The following is a 25,542-nucleotide window of genomic DNA, read 5'->3' as shown; positions in this document are numbered from 1 at the left end:
ACGGCCATGCCGATCTCTCCTACGTCTACGCTGCCGCGAAAGAGATCGCGCAGTCGCTGTCCGGCTTCACCGTCGTGGTGACCAAGTCGACCGTGCCGGTCGGCACCGGTGACGAGGTCGAGCGCATCATCCGCGAGGCCAACCCCAAGGCCGACGTCGTCGTCGCCTCCAACCCCGAATTCCTGCGCGAGGGCGCNGCGATCCGCGACTTCAAGTATCCCGATCGCGTCGTCGTCGGCACGTCCGACGAGCGCGGCCGCAAGGTGATGGGCGATGTCTATCGCCCGCTGTCGCTGAACCAGGCGCCGCTGATGTTCACGGCGCGCCGCACCGCCGAGATGATCAAATACGCCGCGAACGCGTTCCTCGCGACCAAGATCACCTTCATCAACGAGATCGCGGATCTCTCGGANAAGGTCGGCGCCAACGTCCAGGANGTCGCGCGCGGCATNGGGCTGGACAACCGCATCGGCACCAAATTCCTGCATGCCGGTCCGGGCTTCGGCGGCTCCTGCTTCCCGAAGGACACCAAGGCGCTGATCAAGATCGCGCAGGATTACGACGTGAGCTTGCGCATCGTCGAATCCGTGCTCGCCGTCAACGAGAACCGCAAGCGTGCGATGGCGCGGAAAGTAAGCCAGGCGCTCGGCGGCTCGCTGCGCGGCAAGACTATCGCCGTGCTCGGTCTCACCTTCAAGCCCGACACTGACGACATGCGCGATGCGCCGTCGATTCCGCTTGTGACCGGCCTTCTCGACATGGGCGCGAAGGTGAAGGCGTTCGACCCGGTCGGCATGGAGCAGGCCAAGGGCGAGCTGCCCAGCATCACCTATTGCGAGGACGCTTATTCCTGCGCTGATGGCGCGGACGCGCTTGTTGTCGTCACCGAATGGGTGCAGTTTCGCGGCCTCGATCTCGACCGCTTGAAGAGCGTGATGGCGCAGCCCATCGTCGTCGACCTCCGCAATATCTTCAGCCCCGAAGACATGGCTGCCGCCGGCTTCACCTATGAGAGCATCGGCCGCCCGCCAGTCCAGGGCTGATAGTTACATATGATTGTCATACCCCGCGAAAGCGGGGTATCCAGTAACCCCGATCTTCGTGATGATTGGGATCTGAATTTACTGGATCACCCGCCCCAGTGCGCAATTGCGCACAAGGCGGGTGATGACGGGACCGAGATATTTGCCCCGCAACTTCGACACGCCCCTCCCGATTGATGCCGTGCTCGACGACCTCTCGCGCACGCTGGAGGCGCACAATGCGGCCGTGCTGGTGGCCCCTCCCGGCGCCGGCAAAACCACGCGCGTGCCGCTGGCGCTGCTCGATGCGCCGTGGGCCAAGGGCAAAAAGATCATCGTGCTCGAGCCACGGCGTATCGCCGCGCGCGCCAGCGCCGATCGCATGGCCAAGTCGCTTGGCGAGCGCGCCGGCGAAACTGTCGGCTATCGCGTCCGCTTCGGCTCGAAGATCTCGCGCGCGACTCGCATCGAGGTCGTGACCGAAGGCATTTTTACCCGCCAGATCCTCGACGATCCCGAGCTCTCCGGCGTTGCCGCGATCCTGTTCGACGAATTCCACGAACGCTCGCTCGACGCCGACATGGGTCTGGCGCTGGCGCGCGATGCGCAACTCGGCTTGCGCGAGGATATGCGCATCCTGGTGATGTCGGCCACGCTCGACGGCGCGCGAGTCGCAAAGCTGCTTGGCGAGGCGCCTGTCGTCGAGAGCGAGGGCCGCGCGTATCCGGTGGAGACGCGCTATCTCGGTCGCAAGGCGGATGCGCCGATCGAGCGGCAGATGGCCGACGCGATTGCATCCGCGTTGCGTGCTGATAGCGGCTCGGTGCTCGCCTTCCTGCCGGGCGCCGCCGAAATCCGCCGCACCCAGAACTTTCTCGGCGAACGCGTGCAGGATGCTTCCATCGAGATCGTGCCGTTGTTCGGCGCGCTCGATGCCGCCGTGCAGGACCGCGCCATCTCGCCCGCTCCCAAAGGCATGCGCAAGGTCGTGCTGGCGACCTCGATCGCGGAGACCTCGCTGACGATAGAAGGCGTGCGCATCGTCGTTGATTCCGGTCTCGCCCGTGTGCCGCGCTATGAGCCGGATATCGGCCTGACGCGGCTCGAAACCGTGCGTGCTGCGCGCGCTGCGGTCGATCAACGCCGCGGCCGCGCCGGCCGTACCGAACCTGGCGTCTGTTATCGGCTGTGGGACGAACCGCAGACGGCGTCGCTCGCACCCTACACCCAGCCGGAAATTTTGAGCGCGGACCTCTCCTCGCTTGTGCTCGATCTCGCGCAATGGGGCGTCGCCGACCCTGCCGCGCTGTCGTTCCTTGATCCTCCGCCAGGGCCCGCCTGGAAAGAGGCAAAAAGCCTGCTCTCCGAGCTCAACGCGCTCGATGGCGACGGGCGTATCACCGCGGAGGGCAAGAGCCTGCGCGCGCTAGCGCTGCCGCCGCGGCTGGCGCGCATGATCGTGGATTCGCACCGCGCCGGCGCGGGCGAAGAGGCCGCTGAGATCGCGGCCATCCTCACCGAGCGCGGGCTCGGCGGCGATAGCGCCGATCTCGAGCACCGGCGCGACCAGTTCCGCCGCGACCGTTCGGCGCGGGCGGCGAGCGCGCGCGACCTGGCGCGGCGCTGGGCTTCGCAGGTCGCCGCGTCCGAGAAGGCGGGGCAGCAGGAGGATCTCTCGACCGGCCTGATGCTCGCTTATGCGTTCCCGGATCGTGTTGCGCGCAACCGCGGCAATGGCAGCTTTGTGCTCGCCAATGGCCGCGGCGCCGCGGTGGAGCAAACTTCCTCACTCGCCCGCGCCCCCTATATCGCGATCGGCGAGATGACGGGGACGGCCGCGAGTGGCCGCATCCTGCTCGCCGCGCAGATCGCCGAGGACGACATCGAGCGGCATTTCGCCGAGCATATCGACATCGCCGATGAGATCTCCTTCGACCGCGGCGCGATGGCGCTGCGCGCACGACGGAAGCGCGTGCTGCATGCGATCACGCTGTCCGAGGCCACACTTGCCGTGTCGCCCTCCGCGGACACTGCGCGGATCTTTGCCGACGGGTTGATCGCCGCTGGCCTCGACCGGCTGCCCTGGTCGAAGGCCGCAAAGCAGTGGCGCGACCGCGTGATGTTTTTGCGCAAGGCCGAGGGCGAGAGCTGGCCCGATCTCTCCGACGACGGGCTGATCGCGCGGCGCGACGACTGGCTGGTACCGGCGCTGTACGACAAGATCGCGCTGAAGGACATTTCCGCCGGCGATCTCTCCGATGCGTTGATGGCGCTTTTGCCGTGGGAGATGCGCGCGCGGCTCGACCGGGAGGCGCCGACCCATTTCGAGGCGCCCACGGGAAGCGTGCTCGCGATCGACTATGAGGCCGAGCAGGGGCCGACCATCGCGGTGCGGCTCCAGGAATTGTTCGGTCTCAACACCCATCCGTCGATCGCCGCCGGCAAGGTGCCGCTGGTGCTGGAGTTGCTGTCGCCGGCGCAGCGTCCGGTGCAGGTGACGCGCGATCTCCCCGGCTTCTGGCGCGGTAGCTACGCGGCCGTGCGTTCAGACCTGCGCGGCCGCTATCCGCGCCATCCTTGGCCGGAGGATCCGGCGAGTGCGCCGCCGACCCGGCGGGTGAAGCCCCGCGGCACGTGACATGTCTTCTCCCTCGCCCCGCTCTTGCGGGGAGAGGATTCAAGGAACCGCATTAACCGTACGCTCATCCTTTTCGTCAAAATGACACCGGCTCTGCCGTGGCGGCGCTCGCGGACGGGCGTGCCGCGTGGTGAAATCGAGCTTTCGGCTCGGAAGTGGTGTGATGCGTAACATTTTGATCTTCGCGGCCGTGATGATCGGCCTCGGCACTTTCATGGCGCAGATGGCGGACAAGATGAGCTCCGCCTCCGCCACGTCAGCGCCGCATGCGACGGTCGCGGTGGCGACCACGGTGCCGGCCGGCGGCCGCAGCCTCAACATCCCCCGCGACGTCCGCGGCCACTTCCAGACCGAAGGCCGCATCGACGGCCAGCGCATCGGCTTCATGGTCGACACCGGCGCCTCCGTGGTGGCGCTGAACGAGACCTCGGCCGCCCGTTTCGGTCTCCGTCCCTCGCGCGGCGAATACAACGCCACCGTCACCACTGCGAACGGCACCATCAAGGCCGCGCGCACCCGCATCGCCATGCTGGACGTCGGCGGTCTCATCGTGCGCGATGTCGACGCCATGGTGTTGCCGGACGCGGCGTTGTCCGAGAACCTGCTCGGCCTCTCCTTCCTGTCCCGCCTGAAGCGCTTTGAGTACGCCAACGGCCAGATGCTGCTGGAGCAGTAAATCCAGGCGGATTGCAACCGGATAATTTCGATATTGCCCTGAGCTAGCCTGCGGCACGTAACGTTTTTCCGTTACCAAACTGCCGCAATTATCCGCCATAAGCCTTCATTCCCGCCTTCCGCTGCAGCCCGGCATTCGCTAAGGCTGCACCAATTCCAGCCCTTTTCACGAGACCGTCTCAATGTTTCCCAAGCCGAAATCCGTCTTGTTGCCCAACACCTACGCCTTTGAATCCGAGCCGATGGTGAAGCCCACCGGTTTTCGCGAGTACGACGCGCGCTGGCTGTTCCAGAAGGAAATCAACCTGATGGGGATCCAGGCGCTCGGCATGGGGGTGGGCGCGCTGATTGCCGAGCTTGGGGTCAGCCAAGAGATCGTCACGGGCCATGATTTCCGCGGCTATTCGGCCTCGATCAAATACGCGCTGATCTCCGGCCTGATGGCGGCCGGGTGCAAGGTGCACGACATCGGCTTGGCGGTGACGCCGATGGCCTATTTCGCGCAGTTCGATCTCGACGTGCCCTGCGTCGCCATGGTCACCGCCTCGCACAACGACAACGGCTGGACCGGCGTCAAGATGGGCGCCAACCGCCCTCTGACCTTCGGCCCCGACGAGATGACGCGGTTGAAGGAGATCGTGCTCAACGCCGATTTCAAGAACAAGGCCGGTGGCTCCTACCAGTTCCACGAGAATTACCCGGCACGCTACATCGCCGATCTCACCAGCCGCCCGAAGCTCAAGCGCAAGCTCAAGGTCGTTGCCGCCAGCGGCAACGGCACCGCCGGCGCGTTCGCGCCGCCGGTGCTGGAGGCGATCGGCTGCGAGGTGATCCCGCTCGACACCGAGCTCGACCACACCTTCCCGAAATACAATCCGAACCCGGAAGACATGGAGATGCTGCACGCCATCCGCGACGCGGTGCTGCATCACAAGGCCGATGTCGGTCTCGGCTTCGACGGTGACGGCGACCGCTGCGGCGTCGTCGACAACACCGGCGAGGAGATCTTTGCCGACAAGGTCGGTGTGATGCTGGCGCGCGACATGTCGGCGATCCACAAGGATGCGCAGTTCATCGTCGACGTGAAATCGACCGGCCTGTTCATTACCGATCCTGTCTTGCAGAAGCAGGGCGCCAGGACCGCCTATTGGAAGACCGGCCATTCCTACATGAAGCGCCGCACCAACGAGACGGGTGCACTCGCAGGCTTCGAGAAGTCCGGCCATTTCTTCTTCAATAAGCCGTATGGACGCGGCTATGACGACGGCCTGGTGTCGGCGATCGCGATCTGCGACATGCTCGATCGTGCGCCGGGCAAGTCAATGGCCGATTTGAAGAACGCGCTGCCCAAGACCTGGTCGTCGCCGACCATGTCGCCGCATTGCGCCGATGAGACCAAATACGGTGTCATCGACGCCGTGGTGAAACACTTCGAAGGCCTGCAGGCCCAAGGCGCCAAGATCGGCGGTCAGTCGATCCGCGATCTCGTCACCGTCAACGGCGTGCGCGTTACGGTCGAGGACGGCAGCTGGGGCCTGGTGCGCGCTTCCTCCAACAAGCCCGAGCTCGTCGTCGTGGTCGAGAGCCCGGTCTCCGAGCAGCGCATGCACGACATGTTCGAGATGGTGAACAGCGTGCTGCGCACGCATCCCGAAGTCGGCGAGTACAATCAGAAGATTTGAGTGGATCGAGGGAGCGTGACCCATCCCTCCCTCTCCACTGTCATGCTCCGGCTTGACCGGGGCATCCAGTACGCCGCGGCTTCTCCGTATCCCACCGCGGTCTCTGGAATACTGGGCGGTTTCGCCCGGTCAAGCCGGGCGACGACGGCTTCCGTGTGGTGAGACCTACGCCGCGACCACGGCCGGGATTGGCAGCGCGGTGACCGACTTGATCTTCTCCATCGCGAAGCGCGAGGTGACGTTCTTCAGCGGCACGGCGCTGATCAGCTTCTTGTAGAAGATGTCATAGGCCTGCATGTCGGCGACCACGACGCGCAGCATGTAATCGACATCGCCGGCCATGCGGTAAAATTCCATCACCTCGGGCATGGCGCTGACCGCTTCGGCGAATTTCTTCAGCCAGGCGTCAGAATGATCGGAGCTCTCCACCGATACGAACACGGAGATGCCGAGCCCGATCTTGTTCTGATCGACCAGCGCCACCCGCTTCAGGATCACGCCGTCGGCCTCCAGGCGCTGGATGCGCTTCCAGCAGGGGGTCGAGGACAGCCCGACGCGATCGCCGATTTCGGCAACGGACAGGGAGGCATCCTCCTGGAGTACCATCAGAATCTTGCGGTCGATGGCGTCGAGGCGGCGGCTGGTCTCGGGGATATGGACAGCGGCATCGGTCATTTGAAGAACTTTGTTCCATAAAGAGGGTTTGCATACGTCATATATAGAAAAATCTTCTACCGCAAGTCCATAATCTCGGCAGGAAGGCAGAATGGCTCTAAAGCCTGGTTCGTAAAAACCCTTCAACTTCAATGCGTTGTGCGGCGGCTTGGCCCCCGCCATGGCGGGTGCATTTCAGGGCCGCTGCGGCCGCAGCGAATCGCAGCGCCTCCCGCACGCCACCGCCCTCGGCGAGCCGAAGCGTGAAGGCGCCGTGGAAGACGTCGCCGGCGCCAAGCGTATCGACGGCCTCGACCGGGAAGGCCGGCGTCTGCTCCAGCGTGCCCGCTTCGTTCAGCCAAATCGTGCCATTTGGGCCGCGGGTGGCGGCGAGGAAGGCGGGCGTCAGCCCGGCCAGCCGCTTCAAGGCGTCGCCGTCGTCAGCGATTCCAGCCGTCTCCTGCATCTGTTCGCTGGCGAACAGCAGATGCGAGGCGGCCGTGAGCAGGCCATCGGTCAGCGCCATTGCGCGATCGACGCCGACGATGACGGGAATGCCGCGCCGGCGCGCCTCGGCGCAGAGATCGATGCAGAAGGCGCCGCAGCGGCTCTCGACGAGGACAGCCTGACAATCGGCGAGCAGCCTGTTCGTATCAGCCAGCTTCACGGTCCACAGCGCGGGATCGCGATAGATCGTCAGTGTTCGCTCGCCGGTCGCGTCGATGATGATCGCAGAGACGGGCGTGGCCGCGCCGGGCATGCGCGCGATATGCCGGATGTCGATGCCCTCGGCCGCCATCAGCTCGAGGATGAAGCTGCTCGACGTCTCCCGCGCATCGCCCATCGGCCCCGCAAACGCGACGCAGCCGCCGAGCCGCGCCATTGCGATCGCGGCATTGAGCGCGTTGCCGCCACAGATCTCCGCGAGGTGGCTGGCATTCGCCTTGCTGCCGCGCTCTGGCACGGCCTCGACCCGAAAGGTGAGGTCGCGCACGGGAATGCCGATGCAGAGGATGCGCGGTGCGATCCCTGATGCAGCCATCGGCGATCTCAACTCTTGTCGTGCACCCAGCGGCCGAGCAGATGATGCGCGATGGCGAAGGGGTGCGGGCCGGCGAGCCCGTCGGGATGGGTCCGGGTCAGCATCAGAGCCGCCTCCTCGCGCGTGAACCAGCGGGCATCATCGAGCTCGGAGTGATCGACGACGATGTCTTCGTTCTGCGCCCGCGCGCTGCAGCCGATCATCAGCGACGACGGATAGGGCCAGGGCTGCGTCATGTAATATTGCACGTCAGTACAGCGGATTCCGGACTCTTCCAGGATTTCACGGCGCACCGCGTCCTCAATGGTCTCGGCGGCCTCGACGAAGCCGGCGAGGCAGGAATACATGCCCGGCGGGAACTGCTTCTGACGGCCGAGCAGGCATTTTTCGCCGGAAGAGACGTGCATGATCACGACTGGATCGGTGCGCGGAAAATGCTCGGCCTTGCACGCAGGGCACTCGCGCTTCCAGCCGCCCTCCTTCATCGCACTGCGGGTGCCGCAATTGGCGCAATAGCCGTGGCGCTGGTGCCAGCCGACCATCGACTTCGCCATCGCAACCGCCGAGAGCTCGTCAGGCGGGATTGCGCCCTGCATCGCCATGCCGCGCAGCTCGGTGACGGTATAGTCCTCGCGGCCGACCAGCTTCTCGGCCGCAGCCTGCGCGAGGCCCATGCCGAACATCGCGGCGCCGTCGCGCAAGCCGAGGAAGATCGTCCCGGGATTGGCGCCGCATTTCAGCGCCTCGTCGAGCGAGAGCAGCGCGCGCGTCTTGTCGCCCTCGCGCTTCACCAGCAGCGAGTCGCGGTAGACGACGTAGGCACGCGAGGACGACTTCTGCTCCATCGCGAACAGTTTTTCGTCATCGCGGCGCAAATGCGCGGCGCGGTCGAGGACGTTGGTGACGAAGGCCGGTTGCCCCAGCGGAAACGAGTCGAATGCTGACATTTCTTGTTCTTTCAACCCAACCAGATTTTTCGGCGAAGCGCGCTGATGAAATTCTGTACCTCGGTGGCGTCATGCGCCAGAGGCGGCATCACGCCCCAGACCGGCCGCGGCCAGGCGGCGTCACTCGTCCGGCGCGCGATAATGTGGACGTGAAGCTGCGGCACGAGGTTGCCGAGCGCTGCGACATTGAGCTTGTCGCATTTGGTGATCTCCTTCAGCGCGCGCGAGACGCGGGAGATTTCGGTCATCAACTGCGCCTGCTGCACCTCGTCGAGATCGATGATCTCGACCGCATCGGAGCGCCGCGGCACCAGCAGCAGCCAAGGATAATGCGCATCCTTGATGACCAGCACTTTCGACAGCGGCAAATCGCCGATGTCGATGGTGTCCTCTTTCAGGCGGGAGTGTAGCGACCAGGCGGGATCGGACATATGCGTTTCCAGGTGGCCCGACGGGTGGCGAGCGCGTTTGGTCGGACCATACGATACCGATTCCGATAGGGGAAGGATCGGAGCCGCATACGCGGTCGGCATTCCAGGTGCGCTGCGCGCGGCCCGAATGACAGAACCTACGCCTCCGCCAGCACCCGTGCATTGGCGCGGATCGAGGCGTCGCTGACGCGGATGCCGAGGCCGGGGCCATCGGGCACGATAACGTGACCTCCGCGGTTGGCGACGCGCTCTTCGAGCACGTCCTCGGTCAGCACGTGATGCGGCATGTAGAACTCGCAACCGAGCGAGATGCCCGGCGTCGCGGCGATCAGCTGCGTTCCCGCGGCAAGGCCAATGCCGCCCTCCCACAGCGTGCCGCCATAGCCGGGCAGGCCGGCGATGTCGGCGATCGCCATGATGGCCTGCGCCTCGAACAGGCCGCCGGCCTTCATCAGCTTGATCGAGACGGCATCCGCCGCCTCGCGGCGGACCACCTCCATCATGTCGCGACGATCAAAGCAGCTTTCGTCGGCGAGCACGGGCGTTTCCAGCGTCGCGGTGACCTGCGCCATCACGTCGAGAAACTTGCGCGGCACCGGCTGCTCGATGAAGGTCGGTGCGAACTCCTCGACATCGCGCAGGATCTTGATCGCACCGAACGGCGCCAGCGCCTGGTTGTAGTCGACACGCAAATCGACCTTGTCGCCGAACTCTTTCCGGATCGCCGCGAGGTGATCGAGGTCCTCGCGATGCGGTTTTACGCCGGTCTTGACCTTGTAGATCACGTTGCCGTCCGGAACCATCTTTCGCATGCGTTCGAGATCGGCGGCGAAATCGGGATCGGCGATCGAGAACGACAGCGGGATCGTGTCGCGCACGCGGCCGCCAAGGAGGTCAGCGACCGACAATCCCGACGACTTGCCGACGATGTCGAGCAACGCCATCTCGATCGCGACTTTGGCCTCGGCATGGCCGACCAGCGCGCGATCGAGCTCGGCCATCAGCGCGCGGATGCGGCGCACGGATTTGCCGAGCAGGATTGGCCTCAAGTAAATGTCGAGCGCGGCGAACGCCGCTTCCGGCGTTCCCGTGAATACTTCCCACGGTGCGGCCTCGCCCCAGCCGATCACGCCGTCGCTGGACGTCAGCTCGATCAGCACGCGTTTCACCGTGCCCTTGACGTTGCCGACACCCTGCAGGCGCGCCATCTTGATCGGGCTCTCGATCAGGAACAGGCGGAGACGTTCGATGGTCGCGTCGGTCATGTCAGGCCTCCATTGACGTGCCAGATCTGGCCTGTGACGTAGGATGCTTTGGGCGACGCCAGGAAGGCGATGATCTCGGCGACCTCTTCCGGCCGCCCGCGCCGGCGCATCGGGATCAGCGCCTCGGTCGCGGCGATCTGTTCGGGCGATAGCCGACTTTCGCTGGGTTGGTCCTTGACGATGAGGCCCGGCGCAACCGCGTTGACGGTGATGCCGTCTTTCGCAAGTTCGACCGCAGTGAGCCGCACCAGCGCTTCCAGCGCGGAGCGGCTTGCTGCCGTCGCCGCGAATGGTGCGAATTCGGGCCGTATCGCGTGTGCCACGAAGGAAGATACCGCGACGATCCGCGCATCTTGCCCCGCACGCAGCAGCGAAAGCGCGGCTTCGACTATCCGTGTGAACGCCAGTGCTGATTCATCCATCGCCTGCCGGAACTGATCCGCCGGCGCGCCGATGGCGCTGCCGCGGCGGGCGTGGCCGCCGACCAGGATCAATCCGTCGAGCCGGCCGAAGGCACCTTGCGCTGCCGCAATAGCATCGGCGGCGGCTGCTTCGTTGGCGAGATCGCCGAGGCATTTGGCGACAACAGCGCCTTTCGCTTCGGCATCGGCAGCGGTGGCGTCGAGGCCTTCCGCGTTCGAGCGCGTGTGCAACAGAAGCGCGACGCCTGGCGCGGCGAGCAATTTTGCGGTGGCCCGACCGATGCCGCTGGCGGCACCGGTGACGAGATAGACGCGGTTGATATCAGGCATCACGGTGTCGTGTTGGCCGGCGGCAATGCGCCGGTGCGGTGGAAATGGCTGAGGAAAGCGCGCGTCGCGGCTTCCTTGGGATTGTCGATCACCTGCCGTGCGGGGCCTTCCTCGACGACGACACCGTCGCGCATGAAGATGAGGCGGTCGGCGACTTCGCGGGCAAATGCGATCTCGTGGGTCACGATCACCATGGTCATGCCTTCGGAGGCCAGCTGCTGGATCACGGTGAGCACCTCGCCGACCAGCTCAGGATCGAGCGCCGAGGTCGCCTCGTCGAACAGCATGACGTCAGGCTCCATGGCGAGCGCGCGTGCGATCGCGACGCGCTGCTTCTGTCCGCCGGACAGCGTCGCCGGATATTGGTCGGCCTTCTCTGCGAGCCCGACCTTGGCAAGCTGCGTGCGCGCGAGCTTTTCGGCGTCCGCCTTGGCCATGCGCCGCACGGTGACCGGTCCCTCCATCACGTTCTGCAGCGTCGTCATGTGCGGAAACAGGTTGAAGTGCTGGAACACCATGCCGGTGGTGGCGCGGAATCTGGCCAGCGTCTTCACCTCGGGCAGTTTTGAGCCATCGCCGAACCCAAAGCGCGTATCGCCGACGCGGACGCTGCCGCCGTCGGGCACGACCAGCAGATTGATGCAGCGGAGCAGCGTCGACTTGCCGGAGCCGGACGGGCCGATCAGCGCGACCACGCCGCCCTTGGCGACGTCGAGATTGATGTTTTTCAAGACCTCGTTGCTGCCAAAACTCTTGCGCAAGCCACGGATCTCGATTTTGGACGTGTCGCTCATTCGCTGACCGCCAGTCGCTTCTCGCCGCGGCGGACGATGATGGTGAGCGGAATCAGGATCGCCGCATAGGCGACCGCGACCGCGGTGTAGGTTTCCAGCGGCCGGTAGCTGTCATGGGCCGCGACCTGGCTCTGATAGACCAGATCAGGCACCGCCAGCACCGAGACCAGCGAGGTGTTCTTGAACTGAATGATCGACTGGTTCATCAACGCCGGGATCATGCGCTTGATCGCCTGCGGCAGCACGATGCGCCGCATGCCCTGGCCCGGCGTCATGCCCAGTGCTGCGCCGGCTTCCGACTGGCCCTTGTCGATCGAGATGATGCCGCCGCGGATGATCTCGGAATAGAACGAGCCGCCATAGAGCGACAGCGCCAGCGCCGACGCCGTGATCGGCGTCATCTCGACGCCGGCGAGGATCGGCAGCGCGTAGTAGAACCAGATCAGCTGCACCAGAATCGGCGTGCAGCGGAACGCCTCGATGAAGGTGAGGGCGACGAGACGCACCGCCTTGAAGCGGGACAGGGTGCCGAACGCCCCGAACAGGCCGAACACGAGGCCGAGCAGCACGATCACCACGGTGAAGCCGACGGTGACGCCAAGCCCGTTGAGAAAGAGCCAGCGATAGCTCCAGAGAATGCCGAAGTCCCACTGATACATGCGTGCCTTCTTACTCTACCTCTCCCGCTTGCGGGAGAGGTCGTGTCGCATCGAAGATGCGACACGGGTGAGGGCTCTTTCCTCTGGGGGAATCTCGCTAGCGGAGACACCCTCACCCCAGCCCTCTCCCGCAGGCGGGAGAGGGAGCAAGGCAGAGCGTGCCGACAGAGCTCGACCCAAACTCATCACGCCTTACAGCGAAACGCCCGGCGGAATGTCGGCCTCCGTCACGCCCACCAGCTCCATGTTGGTGATAATCGCGTTACGGATGAAGCCGAGGCCCTTGTTGAAGTCGATCCAGGTGTTGACGTAGTCGCGGAAGGTCTTGTCGTTCTCGCGCCGGAAGCCGGCATTCGACGTCGTGGCGAAGATCGGCGTCGGCAGCACGAACTGGCCGAGCGAGGGGTTCTTCTTCAGCACCGTCAGCGACAGCATGGTGATCAGGCACTGCGCGTCGACGCGACCGGTCTGCAGCGCGGCGGTGGCATCGTCGGCGGTCTTTAGCCGCGATATCTGCGCTTTTGGCGTCAGGCGGCTGACGACCTGATCGTGCGAGGAGCCCTGGTCGACCGCGATCTTGATGTCGGGCGAGTTCAGCTCGGCCCAGCTCTTCGGCTTGAAATCCTTCTTGCAGAGGATGCCGAAGGCGTTGTTGAAGACCGGCACCGAGAAGTCGACCACCAGCGCGCGCTTCGGGGTCGGATTGAGGCCGAAGAAGATATCGATCTTGTTGGACTGGAGATCGAGCACCGAATTGCCCCAGGTGGTTTCGGTGATCTCGAGCTCGGCCTCCATGTCGTCGGCGAGCGCCTTGGCGATGTCGACGTAAAAGCCCTTCCACTGACCGCTGGCGAGATCCTTCATGTAATAGGGCGCGCCGCCGCCGACCGCGCCGATCCGCATCTTCTTGGTGCGGCGGATGCGGGCGAAGGTCGATTCGTTCGGATCGGCCGCCTGGGCCGTGGCCGGAGAGGCCAGCGCGCCCGCGGTCACCGCGCCGATGGCGCCAAGTCCGACAATCGATGCAACATCACGACGTGTAACCATTGGGATCAATCGCTTTTCTGGTTGGAAGGGGTTCAGCTGAGCGTTCTTACCAAGGCGCCTCAAGCAGTGAAAGCACAGCCTATCGGCTGGGCAGCCGGGGAATTGCCCGGATGCTGGGCAAGCCGTGGTCGTTCGGGGTGATACCCGCTTGCTTTCCCGACCTTTTGGCCCCAAATAGGGACCGGGAGATTGGCGGTGGACGAGCCACTCGCCAACCGGGTCAGGTCCGGAAGGAAGCAGCCCTAACGAGGTCCGGATCGGGTCGCTCGTCAGTCTCCTACCTGTTTTTTCGAGCAAATTGCGCCGGCGGGCTTCCCGCCAGCGCGCTCGTTTCCGCAAAAGCCGGCCGAGAGACATTTCATTGCGGATCGATCGATGACCGACGCTGGCGCCCCTCCCGATCCCGACAGCGCCGGCCAGGCCGCCAATGCGCCTTACCGGGTTCTGGCGCGCAAATACCGCCCTTCAAGCTTTGACGATCTGATCGGCCAGGAGGCCGTGGTCCGCACCGTCTCCAATGCGTTCGAGACCGGACGGATTCCGCAGGCCTGGATCCTCACCGGCGTCCGCGGTGTCGGCAAGACCACCACTGCGCGCATCCTTGCCCGTGCGCTCAACTACGAGATGCCGGATGGCTCGGTGAAGGGCCCGACCATTCACATGCCGACGCTCGGCGTGCATTGCCAGGCGATCATGGAAAGCCGGCACATGGACGTGCTGGAGATGGACGCCGCGTCGCATACCGGCGTTGACGACGTCCGCCAGATCAATGACAGCGTGCGCTACGCGCCGGCCAGCGCCCGCTACAAGGTCTACATCATCGACGAAGTCCACATGCTCTCGACGGCGGCGTTCAACGCCTTCCTGAAGACGCTGGAGGAACCGCCGGAGCACGCCAAGTTCGTGTTCGCCACGACGGAGATCCGCAAGGTTCCGGTGACCGTGCTGTCGCGCTGTCAGCGTTTTGACCTGCGCCGGGTCGAGGCCGATGTGCTGATGAAGCACCTTGCCAATATCGCTGCGAAGGAAAACGTCGAGATCGAGCCCGAAGCGCTCGGCATCATCGCGCGCGCCGCCGAAGGCTCGGTGCGCGATTCGCTGTCGCTGCTCGACCAGGCGATCGCGCATGCGGCGGGCACCGTGAAGGCCGATGCGGTCAGGCAGATGCTGGGGCTTGCCGATCGTACTCGTGTGATCGACCTCTTCGATTCGCTGGCGCGCGGTGATATCGCGGCCGCGTTCAAGGAGTTCCGCGACCAGTACGACGTTGGCGCCGATCCCATCGTCGTGCTTTCGGACCTCGCCGAATTCGTCAATTTCGTCACCCGCGTGAAGATCATTCCGGCGACCGCCGACAATGTCGCCTATGGCGAGACCGAGCGCGTGCGCGCGAAGGATTTCGCCTCGAAGATCTCGATGCGCGTGCTGTCGCGGATGTGGCAGATGCTGCTCAAGGGCATCACCGAGGTGCAGGCCGCGACGCGCCCTGCTGCGGCCGCCGAGATGGTGCTGGTGCGCATCGCCTATGTCGCCGACCTGCCGACGCCGGACGAAGCGATCAGGATGCTGGAGCAGAATGGCGGCGGCTCGCCGGTCGTGAGCGGCGGCGGTGCTGCGCGCAGCGGCGCGCCGGCGGCGCCAACGGCCTCCGCGGCGCCCGGTACCTCCGCTGCGCCGGTTCGCATGCCGACCTCATCGCCGGCCGCGTTCGGCGGCGGTGCTCGGCCACAGATGGCGGCGCCGGCGCCGGATCCGCAAGCTGCAGCTCCTCAACTGCGCATCACGAGCTTCACCCAGCTCGTTGCGCTCGCCGGGCAGAAGCGTGACCTCATGACCAAGGGCGCGCTCGAAGGCGACATGCGCCTCGTCCGTTTCGAGGAGGGCCGGCTGGAGGTCGCGCTCGAGCCGAACGCCTCCAAAACCATGATCTCCGAGCTCGCGCGCAAGTTCGAGCTGTGGACCGGCCGCCGCTGGACCATCATTGTTTCCAACGAGCAGGGCCAGGCGACGCTGCGTTCGGTCAGTCAGGCCGCCAAGCAGGAACATGCGCGCACCGCCGAGGCCGATCCGCGCGTGCAGGAGGTGCTGTCGCGCTTCCCGGGTGCGAAGGTCGTCGAGGTCCGCAGGCTTGCGCCCGAGACTCCGGAATCCAATATTAACGGCGACTATGGCTCTGACGATCCGCCCGACGGTTCCGACGCCGACGACGATGATCTCTAGAGCATGATCCGGAAAAGTGTGCAGCGGTTTTCCGAGAAGATCATGCTCAAACAAAATGCTAAAGCGCGCTTAATCGCGCTTTAGCCTATTTTTCCAAGGACGAACACCCATGGCTGATTTTCTCGGCATGATGAAGCAGGCGGCGCAGCTGCAGTCCAAGATGCAGGAGATGCAGGAGCAGCTCGCCAATGTGGAGGTTGAGGGCATCTCCGGCGGCGGTCTCGTCGCCGTGCGCATGACGGCGAAGATGGACGTCAAGGGCATCAAGATCGATCCCTCGCTGATGAAGGCCGAAGAGCGCGAGGTGCTGGAAGATCTGCTCGTCACCGCGCTCAGTGATGCCCGCCGCAAGGCGGAGACCGCGATGCAGGAGAAGATGCAGTCGCTGACCGGCGGGCTCGGCCTGCCGCCGGGGCTGTTCGGCCAGTAATATGGGCGCGGTTGCAGGTCCCGAAATCGAGCGGCTGGTCCAGCTTCTCGCACGGCTGCCGGGTCTCGGTCCGCGCTCCGCGCGTCGCGCGGCGCTGCATCTGATCAAGAAGCGCGAAGCGCTGATGATGCCGCTGTCGTCGGCCATGCAAGTGGCGCTCGACAAGGTTCAGGTCTGCAAGACCTGCGGCAACATCGACACGCAAAATCCCTGCACCGTCTGTTTAGATCCGAAGCGTGATCCCGCCATCATTGTCGTCGTTGCCGACGTCGCCGATCTCTGGGCGCTGGAGCGGGCCAATGCGACCCAAGGGCGCTACCACGTGCTGGGTGCGACCCTGTCGCCGCTCGATGGCGTCGGCCCGCAGGATCTCACTATCGATGCGCTGGTCGCACGCGCGCATGCGGCCGAGGTGCACGAGATCATCCTGGCGCTGAATGCGACAGTCGACGGCCAGACCACGGCGCATTACATCACTGATCTGCTTCAGGACGCCAACGTAAAAGTAACCCGGCTGGCCCATGGTGTGCCTGTTGGTGGCGAGCTTGATTATCTCGATGAGGGCACGCTATCGGCCGCGATGCGGCAGCGGACCCTGTTCTAGCCATCCAGACTTGACGGAACGGACGACATGACGAAACTTTTCGCCACACGATCGGCTTTGGTCGCGACGATGCTGCTGCTGGTGACGCCGGCCATTGCCGCGCAGCAGGACGGCGAGGCGGCGCCGCCCCCGAAGCCCGGCAGGCCGATCAGCGCCGGCGAGGTGCTCTCGGGCGAGTTGAACGCGATGAAGATTCGCGACGTCAAGAACGCCGGCAAGCGGATCGCGATGTACCAGATCACCTCCGAGCCGCGCCGCCTGCCGGCGCCGAGCGGGTTGTGCGATCTCGAGACGGGGCCGGAGACGTTTCAACTCGTTCCCAACGGCGACGCGCAAGCCGCGCAGCTGAAGTCGTTCGCCGGCAAGGAAATCTCCGTGAAGGTCGACGAGGTCGCCTGCGCCAGCGATCCCGGCCAGATGAGCGAGGCCGTGATCACGAAGTGGAGTTTGGTGAGGAAGCAGTAAGCGGCAGCTCGGCACGACGCGGGCGGCGTTACACCCGCACCGGCCCCAGCGCCTCAAAGTGCCCGCGCTTCTGCAGCCAGGTCAGCAGCACCAGGCTAGGGATCGCCACCAGCACGCAGATCATGAAGAACAGCGGCCAGCCGGTCGTATCCGCGACGAAGCCGGCCCCTGACGAGAGATAGGTCCGTCCCACCGCCGCAAGCGCCGTGAGCAGCGCATATTGCGTCGCCGTGTGCAGCGGGTTCTGGCACAGCGCCGAGAGATAGGCGACGAAGATCACGGTTCCGATGGCGCTGGTGAAATTCTCGGCGCAGATCGCGAGCGCCAGCGCCCATTGATTGGTGCCGACTATGGCGAGCCAGGAGAAGGTCAAATTGGCCAGCGCCTGCACCACGCCGCCGATCCAGAGCGAAGTCGCCAGCGAGTAGCGCCGCGCGACAAAACCACCAGCAAAGCCGCCGATCAGGGTCGCGGCGAGGCCGACGCCCTTCACGATCGCTGCGTAATCGTTGCGGGTGAAGCCGAGGTCGATCACGAACGGCGCGGTCATCGTTCCCGAGAATGCGTCGGTGAATTTGAACAGCACGACGAAGGCGAGTGCGGCGAGCGCGTCCTTGCGCGACAGGAACTCTGAGAAGGCGCCGATCGCCGCGTGCAGCACGCGCGTGAACGCGGTCTCGGTTTGCGTCGCGGCTTCCGCCCGCACGGATTGCTCCGGCTCGGTCGCGGCCAGCGCCGTGACCGTCCCGATCAGCACCATCGCCGCCATCACCACATAGCCCCACATCCAGGCCGACGTGCGCGGAATGCCGGTACCCTCGAAACCGGACACGATGAACAGCGCGCCCGCGGTCGAGACCAGCATGCCGATGCGGTAGGCCGCAACATAGGCCGCCATGCCGGCGGCCTGCTCGCTCTCGGGCAGGCTCTCGACGCGGAAGGCATCGACGACGATGTCCTGTGTCGACGACGTCGTCGCCACCAGCAGCGCGCCGAGCGCGACATAGAACGGCGAACGTGCGGGATCGGTCATCGCCAGCACCAGGATCGCAATGATCAGCAGCAGTTGCGAGAACAGCAGCCAACCGCGCCGCCGCCCGAAGGCGCGCGTGAACAGCGGCACATGCAGCGCGTCCACAAGCGGCGCCCACAGGAATTTCAGCGTGTAGGGCGTGCCGACCAGCGCAAATAGCCCGATGGTCTTGAGATCGACGCCCGCCTCCCGCATCCACACCAAGAGCGTCGAGCCCGACAGCGCCAGCGGCAGCCCGGATGAGAAGCCCAGGAACAGCACGATCAGCACTCGCGGTTGCAGGTAAACGGCCAGGCTGTCGCGCCAGGAGGTCGCAGGGGCATCAGTGCCGGCAGGCGAGGTCGCGTCGGGTGCGGTCATGGGAAGGTGTTAGCAGATTCTAGTCGCCTCAAGGGAGGTGTCGTCGCCTTCTCTGTGTCATCGTCCGCGAAGGCGGACGATCCAGTACCCACCGGCGTCTCGATTCAACCACAACCGCCGCGGCGTACTGGATGCCCGCCTACGCGGGGCATGACAGTGTGCCTCAATCTCACTCCCCCGCCTGGAGCTTCCTCGGAAACAGCTCCGGCGCGCCTGACGCCACCAGGCGCGGGCCGTCTGCAGGCGCGTCGGTCTTGCTGAAATCGAGCTCCTCGATTCGCCCTGCGCGCTTTTCGATCTTGTCGGCGGAGATCAGGATCTGGCGGACGTCCTCGTTGGCGTCGGCAAAGTGCTTCTGCAATTTGAGCACGCGATCGCGCAGGCGGCCGAGATCGTCGCCGAGCTTGATCACTTCGGTCTGGATCTGGTCGGCGGCGTCGCGCATGCGCGCGTCCTTCATGATCTGCTGCATCACCTGGATCGCCAGCATCAGCAGCGAGGGCGACACCAGCACGACACGGGCGCGATAGGCCTTCTGGATCACGTCGTCGAAACCGTCATGGATCTCGGCGTAAACCGATTCCGACGGCACGAACATCAGCGCCATCTCCTGGGTCTCGCCGGTGACGAGATATTTTTCGGCGATGTCGCTGACATGCTTCATCACGTCGCCGCGCAACCGCTGCGTGGCGACGCGTTTCTCCTCGTCGGTCCGCGCATCGTGCAGCGCCGTCATCGCCTCCAGCGGAAACTTTGCGTCGATGCAGAGCGGGCGCTGGTCGGGCAGGAACACCACGCAGTCCGGCCGCTTGCCGGTCGAGAGCGTGAACTGGAATTCGTAAGCGCCTTTCGGCAGGCCGTCCTGGACGATCGCCTCCATCCGCGCCTGGCCAAAGGCGCCGCGCGACTGCTTGTTGGCGAGCACGTCGCGCAACGTCGTCACCTGCGTGGTGAGGTCGGTGAGGTTCTTGTGCGCGTTGTCGATGATGCCGAGCCGCTCGTGCAGCGCGCGCAAGCTCTCCATGGTGTTGCGGGTCGAGTGTTCCATGGACTGGCCGACCCGATGGGTCACCGAATCCAGCCGCTCGTTGACCGCCCGCGCCATCTCGGCCTGGCGGCCGGCCAGTGCCTGGGTCATGGCGTCGGCACGGCCGGCGGCCTCGCTCTGGGCGTGCAGGACCTGGCTCAGCCGCTCCTCCAGCTCGTCGGCCCGGATCGCGCTCGCCATCGCGAGTTCCGCGCCGCGCCGCCCGGATCGCGCGATCACGACGGCAATCACCACCAGCAGGATGAGGACGACGGCGCCGAAGCCGACCAGCGCATCGATCGTGCGCACCGGCCAGTCGCCCAGCATGAAAATGATCTCGTTCATGCCGTCCTTCTAGCCGATTCGCCCGCGCCCACGAACGAATAGCGAACATTTGTGGTTAATCGACCCCTAATTTTTATGGTTAACGAAACCTGAAGTTTTATGGTTAGCGGAGGGTTAACGGGGTTCCTCGCCGCATTGACCGCTTGTCGCGCGCGGCTTAAATCGCGGCCATGGCCCTACGAGAAATCATCATCCTGCCCGACAAGCAGCTGCGTCTGGTCTCCAAGCCGATCGAGAAGGTCACGCCGGAGATCCGCAAGCTTGCCGACGACATGTTCGAGACCATGTACGACGCGCCCGGCATTGGCCTGGCGGCGATCCAGATCGCGCAGCCGCTGCGGCTCATCACCATGGATCTCGCCAAGCCCGACCAGGACGGCGAGACCAAGCCGGAGCCGCGCGTCTTCATCAATCCCGAGATCATCGCATCTTCCGAGGACCTGTCGGTCTACGAGGAAGGCTGCCTGTCGATCCCCGAATATTACGAGGAGGTCGAACGTCCGGCGAAGGTGCGCGTGCGCTTCACGGATCTGGACGGCAAGGTGCACGAGGAGGACGCCGAAGGCCTCTACGCCACCTGCATCCAGCACGAGATCGACCATCTCAACGGCGTGCTGTTCGTCGACTATCTGTCGAAGCTCAAGCGCGACCGCGTGATCAAGAAGTTCGAGAAAGCCGCCAAGCGCGCGGAGTAAGGTTCTCCGTCGATGCCCCTCCGCCTGATCTTCATGGGCACGCCCGATTTCTCCGTGCCGACGCTGCTCGAGCTCGTCGCGCATGGCCACGAGATCGTGGCCGTCTATACCCGCGCGCCGAAGCCGGGCGGGCGGCGTGGGTTGCAATTGCAGCCAACGCCGGTGGAAGAGGCTGCGCGAAAACTCGGCCTGCCCGTGCTGACGCCGAAGACGCTCAAGACACAGGAGGCGCTCGACGAGTTCAGCGCCTTTGACGCCGATGCAGCCGTCGTCGTCGCCTACGGCATGATCCTGCCGCAGGCGATCCTCGATGCGCCAAAGCTCGGCTGCTACAACCTTCACGCCTCGCTGCTGCCGCGTTGGCGCGGCGCCGCGCCCATCAACCGCGCGATCATGGCCGGCGATGCCGAGAGCGGCGTGATGGTGATGAAGATGGATGTCGGCCTCGACACCGGCGACGTCGCAATGGCCGAGCGTCTAGCCATCACGGACAACATGACCGCGGTCGATTTGCACGATCGCCTGTCCCGGCTTGGTGCCGATCTGATGGTGCGGGCCATGGCCGCGCTCGACCGCGGTAGCCTGCAGCTCACAAAGCAGAGCGAGGACGGCGTCACCTACGCCGCCAAGATCGACAAGGCCGAGGCACGGATCGACTGGAGCAAGCCCGCGCACGCGGTGCTGCGCCACATCCACGGCCTGTCGCCGTTTCCCGGCGCCTGGGCCGAACTCGCCGGCGTCAGCGAGAACGCGCGCGTAAAAATCCTGCGCTGCGAATTGGCGAAGGGTGCTGGTGCGCCGGGCGAGGTGCTCGACAACCAGCTCACCATCGCCTGCGGCGAGGGCGCGATCCGCATCCTCGAGCTGCAGCGCGAGGGCAAGGCCCGGATGCAAGCGGTGGACTTCTTGCGCGGCGTACCGCTGAAGGCGGGAGCCAAATTCACCTAACTAACGCTGTCATACCCCGCGAAGGCGGGGTATCCAGTACGCCGAGACTTCTCGGCTTAACAGAGATTTCTCGGAGTACTGGATCGCCCGGTCAAGCCGGGCGATGACACCACCCGGATTGAGATGCCCCGGTACAAGCTCACCATCGAATATGACGGCGCGCCGTTCTTCGGCTGGCAGATCCAGGATACACTTCCCTCGGTGCAGGGCGCGCTGGAAGCGGCGGTGAAGGCAATGACCGGCGCGGATGCGCGGGTGCATGGCGCGGGCCGCACCGATGCCGGCGTGCATGCGCGCGGCCAGGTCGCGCATGTCGATATCGAGAAGCAGTTCCCACAGGGCCGTTTTCGCGATGGTTTGAATGCGCATTTGCGTCCGCATCCGATCGCTGTGCTCGAGGCCGAGATCGTGCCCGACACTTTCGAGGCACGCTTCTCGGCTGTGAAGCGCCACTATCGCTACCGCGTCGTCAACACCCGCGCCAATCTCGCGCTCGACATCGGCCATGCCTGGCGCGTGCCGCGGCGGCTCGATGCCGACGCGATGCATGCAGCGGCGCAGCGCCTGCTCGGCAAGCACGACTTCACGACCTTTCGCGATACCGAGTGCCAGGCGAAATCGCCGGAGAAGACGCTCGATCAGCTCGACGTGCTGCGCGACGGCCGCGAGATCACCATCGTCACGTCGGCGCGCTCGTTCCTGCACAGCCAGGTGCGCTCGATGGTGGGCTCGCTGGTCTGGGTCGGCGAAGGCCGCTGGACCGCGGACGATCTCTCCGCAGCGTTAGAAGCCCGCAACCGCGCCGCCTGCGGCATCGTCGCGCCGCCGGAGGGACTGTATCTGGTGAAGGTGGATTATTAGGGCGCGCGACAGCAGCGCCCTACCCAAAATACCGCGTCAAAATCCCGCGATACACCTTCGTCAGCTTCTCCAGATCCTTAACCGGCACGCGCTCGTTGACCTGGTGCATGGTCTGCCCGACCAGGCCGAACTCGATCACCGGGCAATAGCTCGAGATGAAGCGGGCGTCCGAGGTGCCGCCTGAGGTCGACAGCTCCGGCTTGCGGCCCGTGACTTCTTCGATCGCGGACACTGCGAGATCGGTGAAGGGGCCGGGCTTGGTCACGAACACGTTGGAGTTCGACGGCTCCCAGACGATGCGGGCGCGGATGCGGTTGCCGCAGGCCTTCGTCAGCCGCGTCTCGACCAGCTCCCGCAGGCTCGCTTGCGTATGGTTGTCGTTATAGCGGATGTTGAATTTTGCGCGGGCCTCGCCGGGAATGACGTTGTTGGCCTTGTTGCCGACGTCGACCGAGGTGAATTCGAGATTGGACGCCTGGAACTGTGCGCTGCCATGGTCGAGCGGCTCGTCGCTGATGGCTACGATCAATCGCGAAATATCCGGCACCGGATTGGCCGCGCGATGCGGATAGGCGACATGGCCCTGCACGCCGTCGACATAAAGCGTGCCGGATTGCGAGCCGCGGCGACCGACCTTGATGGTGTCGCCGAGCGTCTCGACATTGGAGGGCTCGCCGAGCACGCAATGGTCGAATTGTTCGCCGCGTGCTGCCGCCCATTTCAACAGCTTGATGGTGCCGTTGATGGAGACGTCTTCCTCGTCGCCGGTGATCAGGAATGAGATCGAGCCCTTGCCATCAGCACGCGGCTTGCCATCGTTCGCGGCAAGATGTTCCAGCACCGCGGCGACCGAGCAGGCGATGCCGCCCTTCATGTCGACCGCACCGCGGCCGTGCAGGAAACCGTCCTTCACTTCGCCCGAGAACGCACCGACGCTCCAGGCGCTCTCGTCACCGGGCGGCACCACGTCGGTATGGCCGGCGAAGGTGATGTGCGGGCCCTCGTTGCCGATCCGCGCGTAGAGATTGTCGACGTCGGCGGTGCCGGGCTCGCTGAAGGTCACGCGGTGGCAGGTGAAGCCTGCTGCGTTGAGGGCTTTTTCAAGCACCCCGAGCGCACCGGCATCGGCCGGAGTGACGGAGGGGCAGCGGATGAGGTCGCGGGCAATGGACAGGGCATCGGTCATGCGCCCCGCTTAACATGCATGCCGCCGGGTGGGCTAGCGCTGGGCGGGACAAATTCGATCTCGCGCTGCTGGTCCCAGCTCTTCGCAGGGGATGCTGCGGATTTGGACGCGTCCTCGATTTCGGCGAGCGGATCGGGCCCGAACCGGTTGTGGCCGGACGTGCCGGGCATAATGAACAATTCGACGAGGCCCCACAGCCACAGCGCGGAGATCGCCCAGTCGAACGGGACGAACCAGTTTGAGGCAGGAAGCCGGTCCGAGAATTGAAAAAACAGTCTTGGGATGAAGACAAAGGGAACGATCCACCAGCCGCTCCTGTCGCGATCGTGCAGCCGTTTGATCGCGGTCGCGAGGAAGATCCATGAGAACAGCGACGTGCCGAGCGCCTTGAGGATCAGGGTCGCGCGATCGGCGGAGGCGAGCGAACGATAGGTCCGGGGATCGACAGCCCTGAAGACATCGTCGAGGGCGAAATCAAAGTCGATGTCGAAGCCGAGCCTGAGGGCGAGGGATGTGCCGCCTTCGACGGCCCGCACGGCTTGACCGACGATCTCCAGCAAGCCCGCCAGCAGAGCGACGATCAGCAGCGCCTGCCACAGCAGAGCGCGGTTGATGCGGCCGTCGAAGCGAAGGAGATACCAGGTCCAGTCCATGACAAAGGCTCCGGGCGGGAGAGGCCGCCCGGATGTTGGTCGCGATGGAGAGTGAGGTGGTTCGATACGCGATCAGACCCGTCATTCTGAGGTGCGAGGCCTGCGGTGCAAAGCACCGCAGGAGGAGCCTCGAAGGATGAACGGCCGCGATGTGGCCGCCAGCCGGGCCGTCGCCCTTCGAGGGCCGCTGAAGGAGCGGCCGCCTCAGGGTGACGGTGAGGGAATGGCGCTCGTAGCGCGGACTAATCCCGCAGCAGCTCGTTGATGCTGGTCTTGGACCGCGTACGCTCGTCGACGCGCTTGACGATCACGGCGCAGGCGGTGCTCGGGCCGATCTGGCCGTTCTTCATCGGCTTGCCGGGCAGCGCGCCGGGCACCACCACCGAATATTCCGGCACTTCGCCGATGAAGATTTCGCCGGTCTCGCGGTCGACGATCTTGGTCGAGGCGCCCAAAAACACGCCCATGGACAGCACGGCGCCCTTGCGCACGATCACGCCCTCGGCGACTTCCGAGCGCGCGCCGATGAAGCAATCGTCCTCGATGATGACGGGCTCGGCCTGGAGCGGCTCGAGCACGCCGCCGATGCCGACGCCGCCGGAGATGTGCACGCGCTTGCCGATCTGCGCGCAGGAGCCGACGGTCGACCAGGTGTCGATCATCGTGCTCTCATCGACGTATGCGCCGAGATTGACGAAGGAGGGCATCAGCACGACGTTGCGGGCGATGAACGCCGAGCGGCGAACGATCGCGCCGGGCACCGCGCGAAAGCCGGCGTCGCGAAAGCGGTTCTCGCCCCAGCCGTCGAACTTCGAGGGCACCTTGTCCCACCAGGTCGCCTTGCCCGGGCCGCCGGGAATGGCGCCCATGTGGTTGAGGCGGAAGGAGAGCAGCACGGCCTTCTTCAGCCACTGATTGACCTTCCACTTGCCGTCGGCGCCGCGCTCGGCAACGCGCGCCTCGCCCTTGTCCAGAAGCTCCAGCGCATGATCCACGGCCTCGCGCGTCTCGCCCTTGGTCGAGGTCGAGATGCCGTCGCGCGCGTCGAAGGCGCCGTTGATGGTGGATTCCAGGGCGGACAGGGACATCGGGATTTCCTCAGTGGCA

The 25,542-nt window shown here is 65.1% G+C and carries 25 protein-coding genes and 1 other RNA gene; 12 read left to right on the top strand and 14 right to left on the bottom strand.

What is annotated here, in order from left to right; genetic code table 11:
- The 4 genes from YUA_RS0109395 to YUA_RS0109380 form a co-directional block, all read left to right on the top strand.
- The coding region (locus YUA_RS0109395; RefSeq protein ID WP_027530456.1) for a UDP-glucose/GDP-mannose dehydrogenase family protein at window positions 1-1,043 on the top strand (1,043 nt) is incomplete at its 5' end.
- A gap of 142 nt (window positions 1,044-1,185) precedes the next feature.
- Complete coding sequence (gene hrpB / locus YUA_RS0109390) at window positions 1,186-3,660, top strand: ATP-dependent helicase HrpB (RefSeq protein WP_027530455.1); 2,475 nt, start codon at window positions 1,186-1,188, stop codon at window positions 3,658-3,660.
- A gap of 163 nt (window positions 3,661-3,823) precedes the next feature.
- Window positions 3,824-4,336, top strand: a complete 513-nt coding sequence (locus tag YUA_RS0109385; RefSeq protein ID WP_027530454.1) for a TIGR02281 family clan AA aspartic protease — start codon at window positions 3,824-3,826, stop codon at window positions 4,334-4,336.
- 181 nt (window positions 4,337-4,517) lie between these two features.
- On the top strand, window positions 4,518-6,017 hold the full coding sequence (locus YUA_RS0109380; protein ID WP_027530453.1) for a phosphomannomutase/phosphoglucomutase: 1,500 nt from the start codon (window positions 4,518-4,520) through the stop codon (window positions 6,015-6,017).
- Window positions 6,018-6,182: 165 nt separating this feature from the next.
- Here the strand turns inward: YUA_RS0109380 and YUA_RS0109375 are convergent, their stop codons facing one another.
- From YUA_RS0109375 to YUA_RS0109335, 9 genes are all read right to left on the bottom strand, one after another.
- Window positions 6,183-6,692, bottom strand: coding sequence for an Lrp/AsnC family transcriptional regulator (locus YUA_RS0109375; RefSeq protein WP_027530452.1), 510 nt, complete (start codon window positions 6,690-6,692; stop codon window positions 6,183-6,185).
- A 97-nt stretch (window positions 6,693-6,789) separates the two neighbouring features.
- On the bottom strand, window positions 6,790-7,713 hold the full coding sequence (locus YUA_RS0109370) for a sugar kinase (protein WP_027530451.1): 924 nt from the start codon (window positions 7,711-7,713) through the stop codon (window positions 6,790-6,792).
- 8 nt (window positions 7,714-7,721) lie between these two features.
- Entirely contained in the window at window positions 7,722-8,660 is a 939-nt protein-coding gene (gene nudC, locus YUA_RS0109365; RefSeq protein WP_027530450.1) for an NAD(+) diphosphatase, read from the bottom strand.
- An 11-nt stretch (window positions 8,661-8,671) separates the two neighbouring features.
- A complete protein-coding gene (locus YUA_RS0109360; protein ID WP_027530449.1) occupies window positions 8,672-9,091 on the bottom strand; it encodes an HIT domain-containing protein in 420 nt (139 codons plus the stop codon).
- Window positions 9,092-9,228: 137 nt separating this feature from the next.
- Window positions 9,229-10,356, bottom strand: coding sequence for a muconate cycloisomerase family protein (locus YUA_RS0109355; RefSeq protein ID WP_027530448.1), 1,128 nt, complete (start codon window positions 10,354-10,356; stop codon window positions 9,229-9,231).
- Window positions 10,353-11,108, bottom strand: a complete 756-nt coding sequence (locus tag YUA_RS0109350; protein ID WP_027530447.1) for an SDR family NAD(P)-dependent oxidoreductase — start codon at window positions 11,106-11,108, stop codon at window positions 10,353-10,355. Before YUA_RS0109350 ends, YUA_RS0109355 begins: the two co-directional genes overlap by 4 nt.
- Window positions 11,108-11,902: an amino acid ABC transporter ATP-binding protein gene (locus tag YUA_RS0109345; RefSeq protein WP_027530446.1), complete on the bottom strand. Its 795-nt coding sequence runs from the start codon at window positions 11,900-11,902 to the stop codon at window positions 11,108-11,110. The genes YUA_RS0109350 and YUA_RS0109345 overlap by 1 nt, the downstream gene beginning before the upstream one ends.
- The gene (locus tag YUA_RS0109340) at window positions 11,899-12,561 is read right to left on the bottom strand and encodes an amino acid ABC transporter permease (RefSeq protein WP_027530445.1); all 663 of its coding nucleotides are present in this window, start codon (window positions 12,559-12,561) and stop codon (window positions 11,899-11,901) included. Before YUA_RS0109340 ends, YUA_RS0109345 begins: the two co-directional genes overlap by 4 nt.
- Before the next feature lie 192 nt (window positions 12,562-12,753).
- A complete protein-coding gene (locus tag YUA_RS0109335; protein WP_027530444.1) occupies window positions 12,754-13,608 on the bottom strand; it encodes a transporter substrate-binding domain-containing protein in 855 nt (284 codons plus the stop codon).
- Window positions 13,609-13,792: 184 nt separating this feature from the next.
- Between YUA_RS0109335 and ffs the strand changes: the two genes are divergently transcribed.
- From ffs to YUA_RS0109315, 5 genes are all read left to right on the top strand, one after another.
- An RNA gene (gene ffs / locus YUA_RS47425) (signal recognition particle sRNA small type) lies at window positions 13,793-13,889 on the top strand.
- Between the two features lie 94 nt (window positions 13,890-13,983).
- On the top strand, window positions 13,984-15,828 hold the full coding sequence (locus YUA_RS0109330; protein WP_027530443.1) for a DNA polymerase III subunit gamma/tau: 1,845 nt from the start codon (window positions 13,984-13,986) through the stop codon (window positions 15,826-15,828).
- A 109-nt stretch (window positions 15,829-15,937) separates the two neighbouring features.
- On the top strand, window positions 15,938-16,258 hold the full coding sequence (locus YUA_RS0109325; protein ID WP_027530442.1) for a YbaB/EbfC family nucleoid-associated protein: 321 nt from the start codon (window positions 15,938-15,940) through the stop codon (window positions 16,256-16,258).
- Window position 16,259: 1 nt separating this feature from the next.
- Window positions 16,260-16,862: a recombination mediator RecR gene (recR, locus tag YUA_RS0109320; protein WP_027530441.1), complete on the top strand. Its 603-nt coding sequence runs from the start codon at window positions 16,260-16,262 to the stop codon at window positions 16,860-16,862.
- Window positions 16,863-16,889: 27 nt separating this feature from the next.
- Complete coding sequence (locus YUA_RS0109315) at window positions 16,890-17,327, top strand: hypothetical protein (protein ID WP_027530440.1); 438 nt, start codon at window positions 16,890-16,892, stop codon at window positions 17,325-17,327.
- Window positions 17,328-17,355: 28 nt separating this feature from the next.
- Here the strand turns inward: YUA_RS0109315 and YUA_RS0109310 are convergent, their stop codons facing one another.
- Both YUA_RS0109310 and YUA_RS0109305 read right to left on the bottom strand, forming a co-directional pair.
- Complete coding sequence (locus YUA_RS0109310) at window positions 17,356-18,720, bottom strand: MFS transporter (RefSeq protein ID WP_027530439.1); 1,365 nt, start codon at window positions 18,718-18,720, stop codon at window positions 17,356-17,358.
- A 169-nt stretch (window positions 18,721-18,889) separates the two neighbouring features.
- Window positions 18,890-20,092 carry a DNA recombination protein RmuC gene (locus YUA_RS0109305; protein WP_027530438.1) on the bottom strand — a complete coding sequence of 401 codons (1,203 nt, stop codon included), beginning with the start codon at window positions 20,090-20,092 and terminating at the stop codon, window positions 18,890-18,892.
- 170 nt (window positions 20,093-20,262) lie between these two features.
- Between YUA_RS0109305 and def the strand changes: the two genes are divergently transcribed.
- The 3 genes from def (at window position 20,263) to truA (ending at window position 22,596) form a co-directional block, all read left to right on the top strand.
- On the top strand, window positions 20,263-20,787 hold the full coding sequence (def, locus tag YUA_RS0109300; RefSeq protein ID WP_027530437.1) for a peptide deformylase: 525 nt from the start codon (window positions 20,263-20,265) through the stop codon (window positions 20,785-20,787).
- 12 nt (window positions 20,788-20,799) lie between these two features.
- Complete coding sequence (gene fmt, locus YUA_RS0109295; protein WP_027530436.1) at window positions 20,800-21,735, top strand: methionyl-tRNA formyltransferase; 936 nt, start codon at window positions 20,800-20,802, stop codon at window positions 21,733-21,735.
- 123 nt (window positions 21,736-21,858) lie between these two features.
- Window positions 21,859-22,596, top strand: coding sequence for a tRNA pseudouridine(38-40) synthase TruA (gene truA / locus YUA_RS0109290; protein ID WP_027530435.1), 738 nt, complete (start codon window positions 21,859-21,861; stop codon window positions 22,594-22,596).
- A 19-nt stretch (window positions 22,597-22,615) separates the two neighbouring features.
- Here the strand turns inward: truA and dapE are convergent, their stop codons facing one another.
- From dapE to dapD, 3 genes are all read right to left on the bottom strand, one after another.
- Window positions 22,616-23,782, bottom strand: a complete 1,167-nt coding sequence (gene dapE / locus YUA_RS0109285) for a succinyl-diaminopimelate desuccinylase (RefSeq protein WP_027530434.1) — start codon at window positions 23,780-23,782, stop codon at window positions 22,616-22,618.
- Complete coding sequence (locus tag YUA_RS0109280) at window positions 23,779-24,435, bottom strand: DUF805 domain-containing protein (RefSeq protein ID WP_027530433.1); 657 nt, start codon at window positions 24,433-24,435, stop codon at window positions 23,779-23,781. Before YUA_RS0109280 ends, dapE begins: the two co-directional genes overlap by 4 nt.
- Before the next feature lie 242 nt (window positions 24,436-24,677).
- Window positions 24,678-25,523, bottom strand: a complete 846-nt coding sequence (dapD, locus tag YUA_RS0109275) for a 2,3,4,5-tetrahydropyridine-2,6-dicarboxylate N-succinyltransferase (protein WP_027530432.1) — start codon at window positions 25,521-25,523, stop codon at window positions 24,678-24,680.
- Window positions 25,524-25,542: the final 19 nt, after the last annotated feature.

It is taken from the genome of Bradyrhizobium sp. WSM3983 (assembly GCF_000473045.1).
Lineage (GTDB): Bacteria > Pseudomonadota > Alphaproteobacteria > Rhizobiales > Xanthobacteraceae > Bradyrhizobium.
Note: the sequence above shows the minus strand (reverse complement) of the source record. Positions and strands in the feature narration are given on the sequence as shown.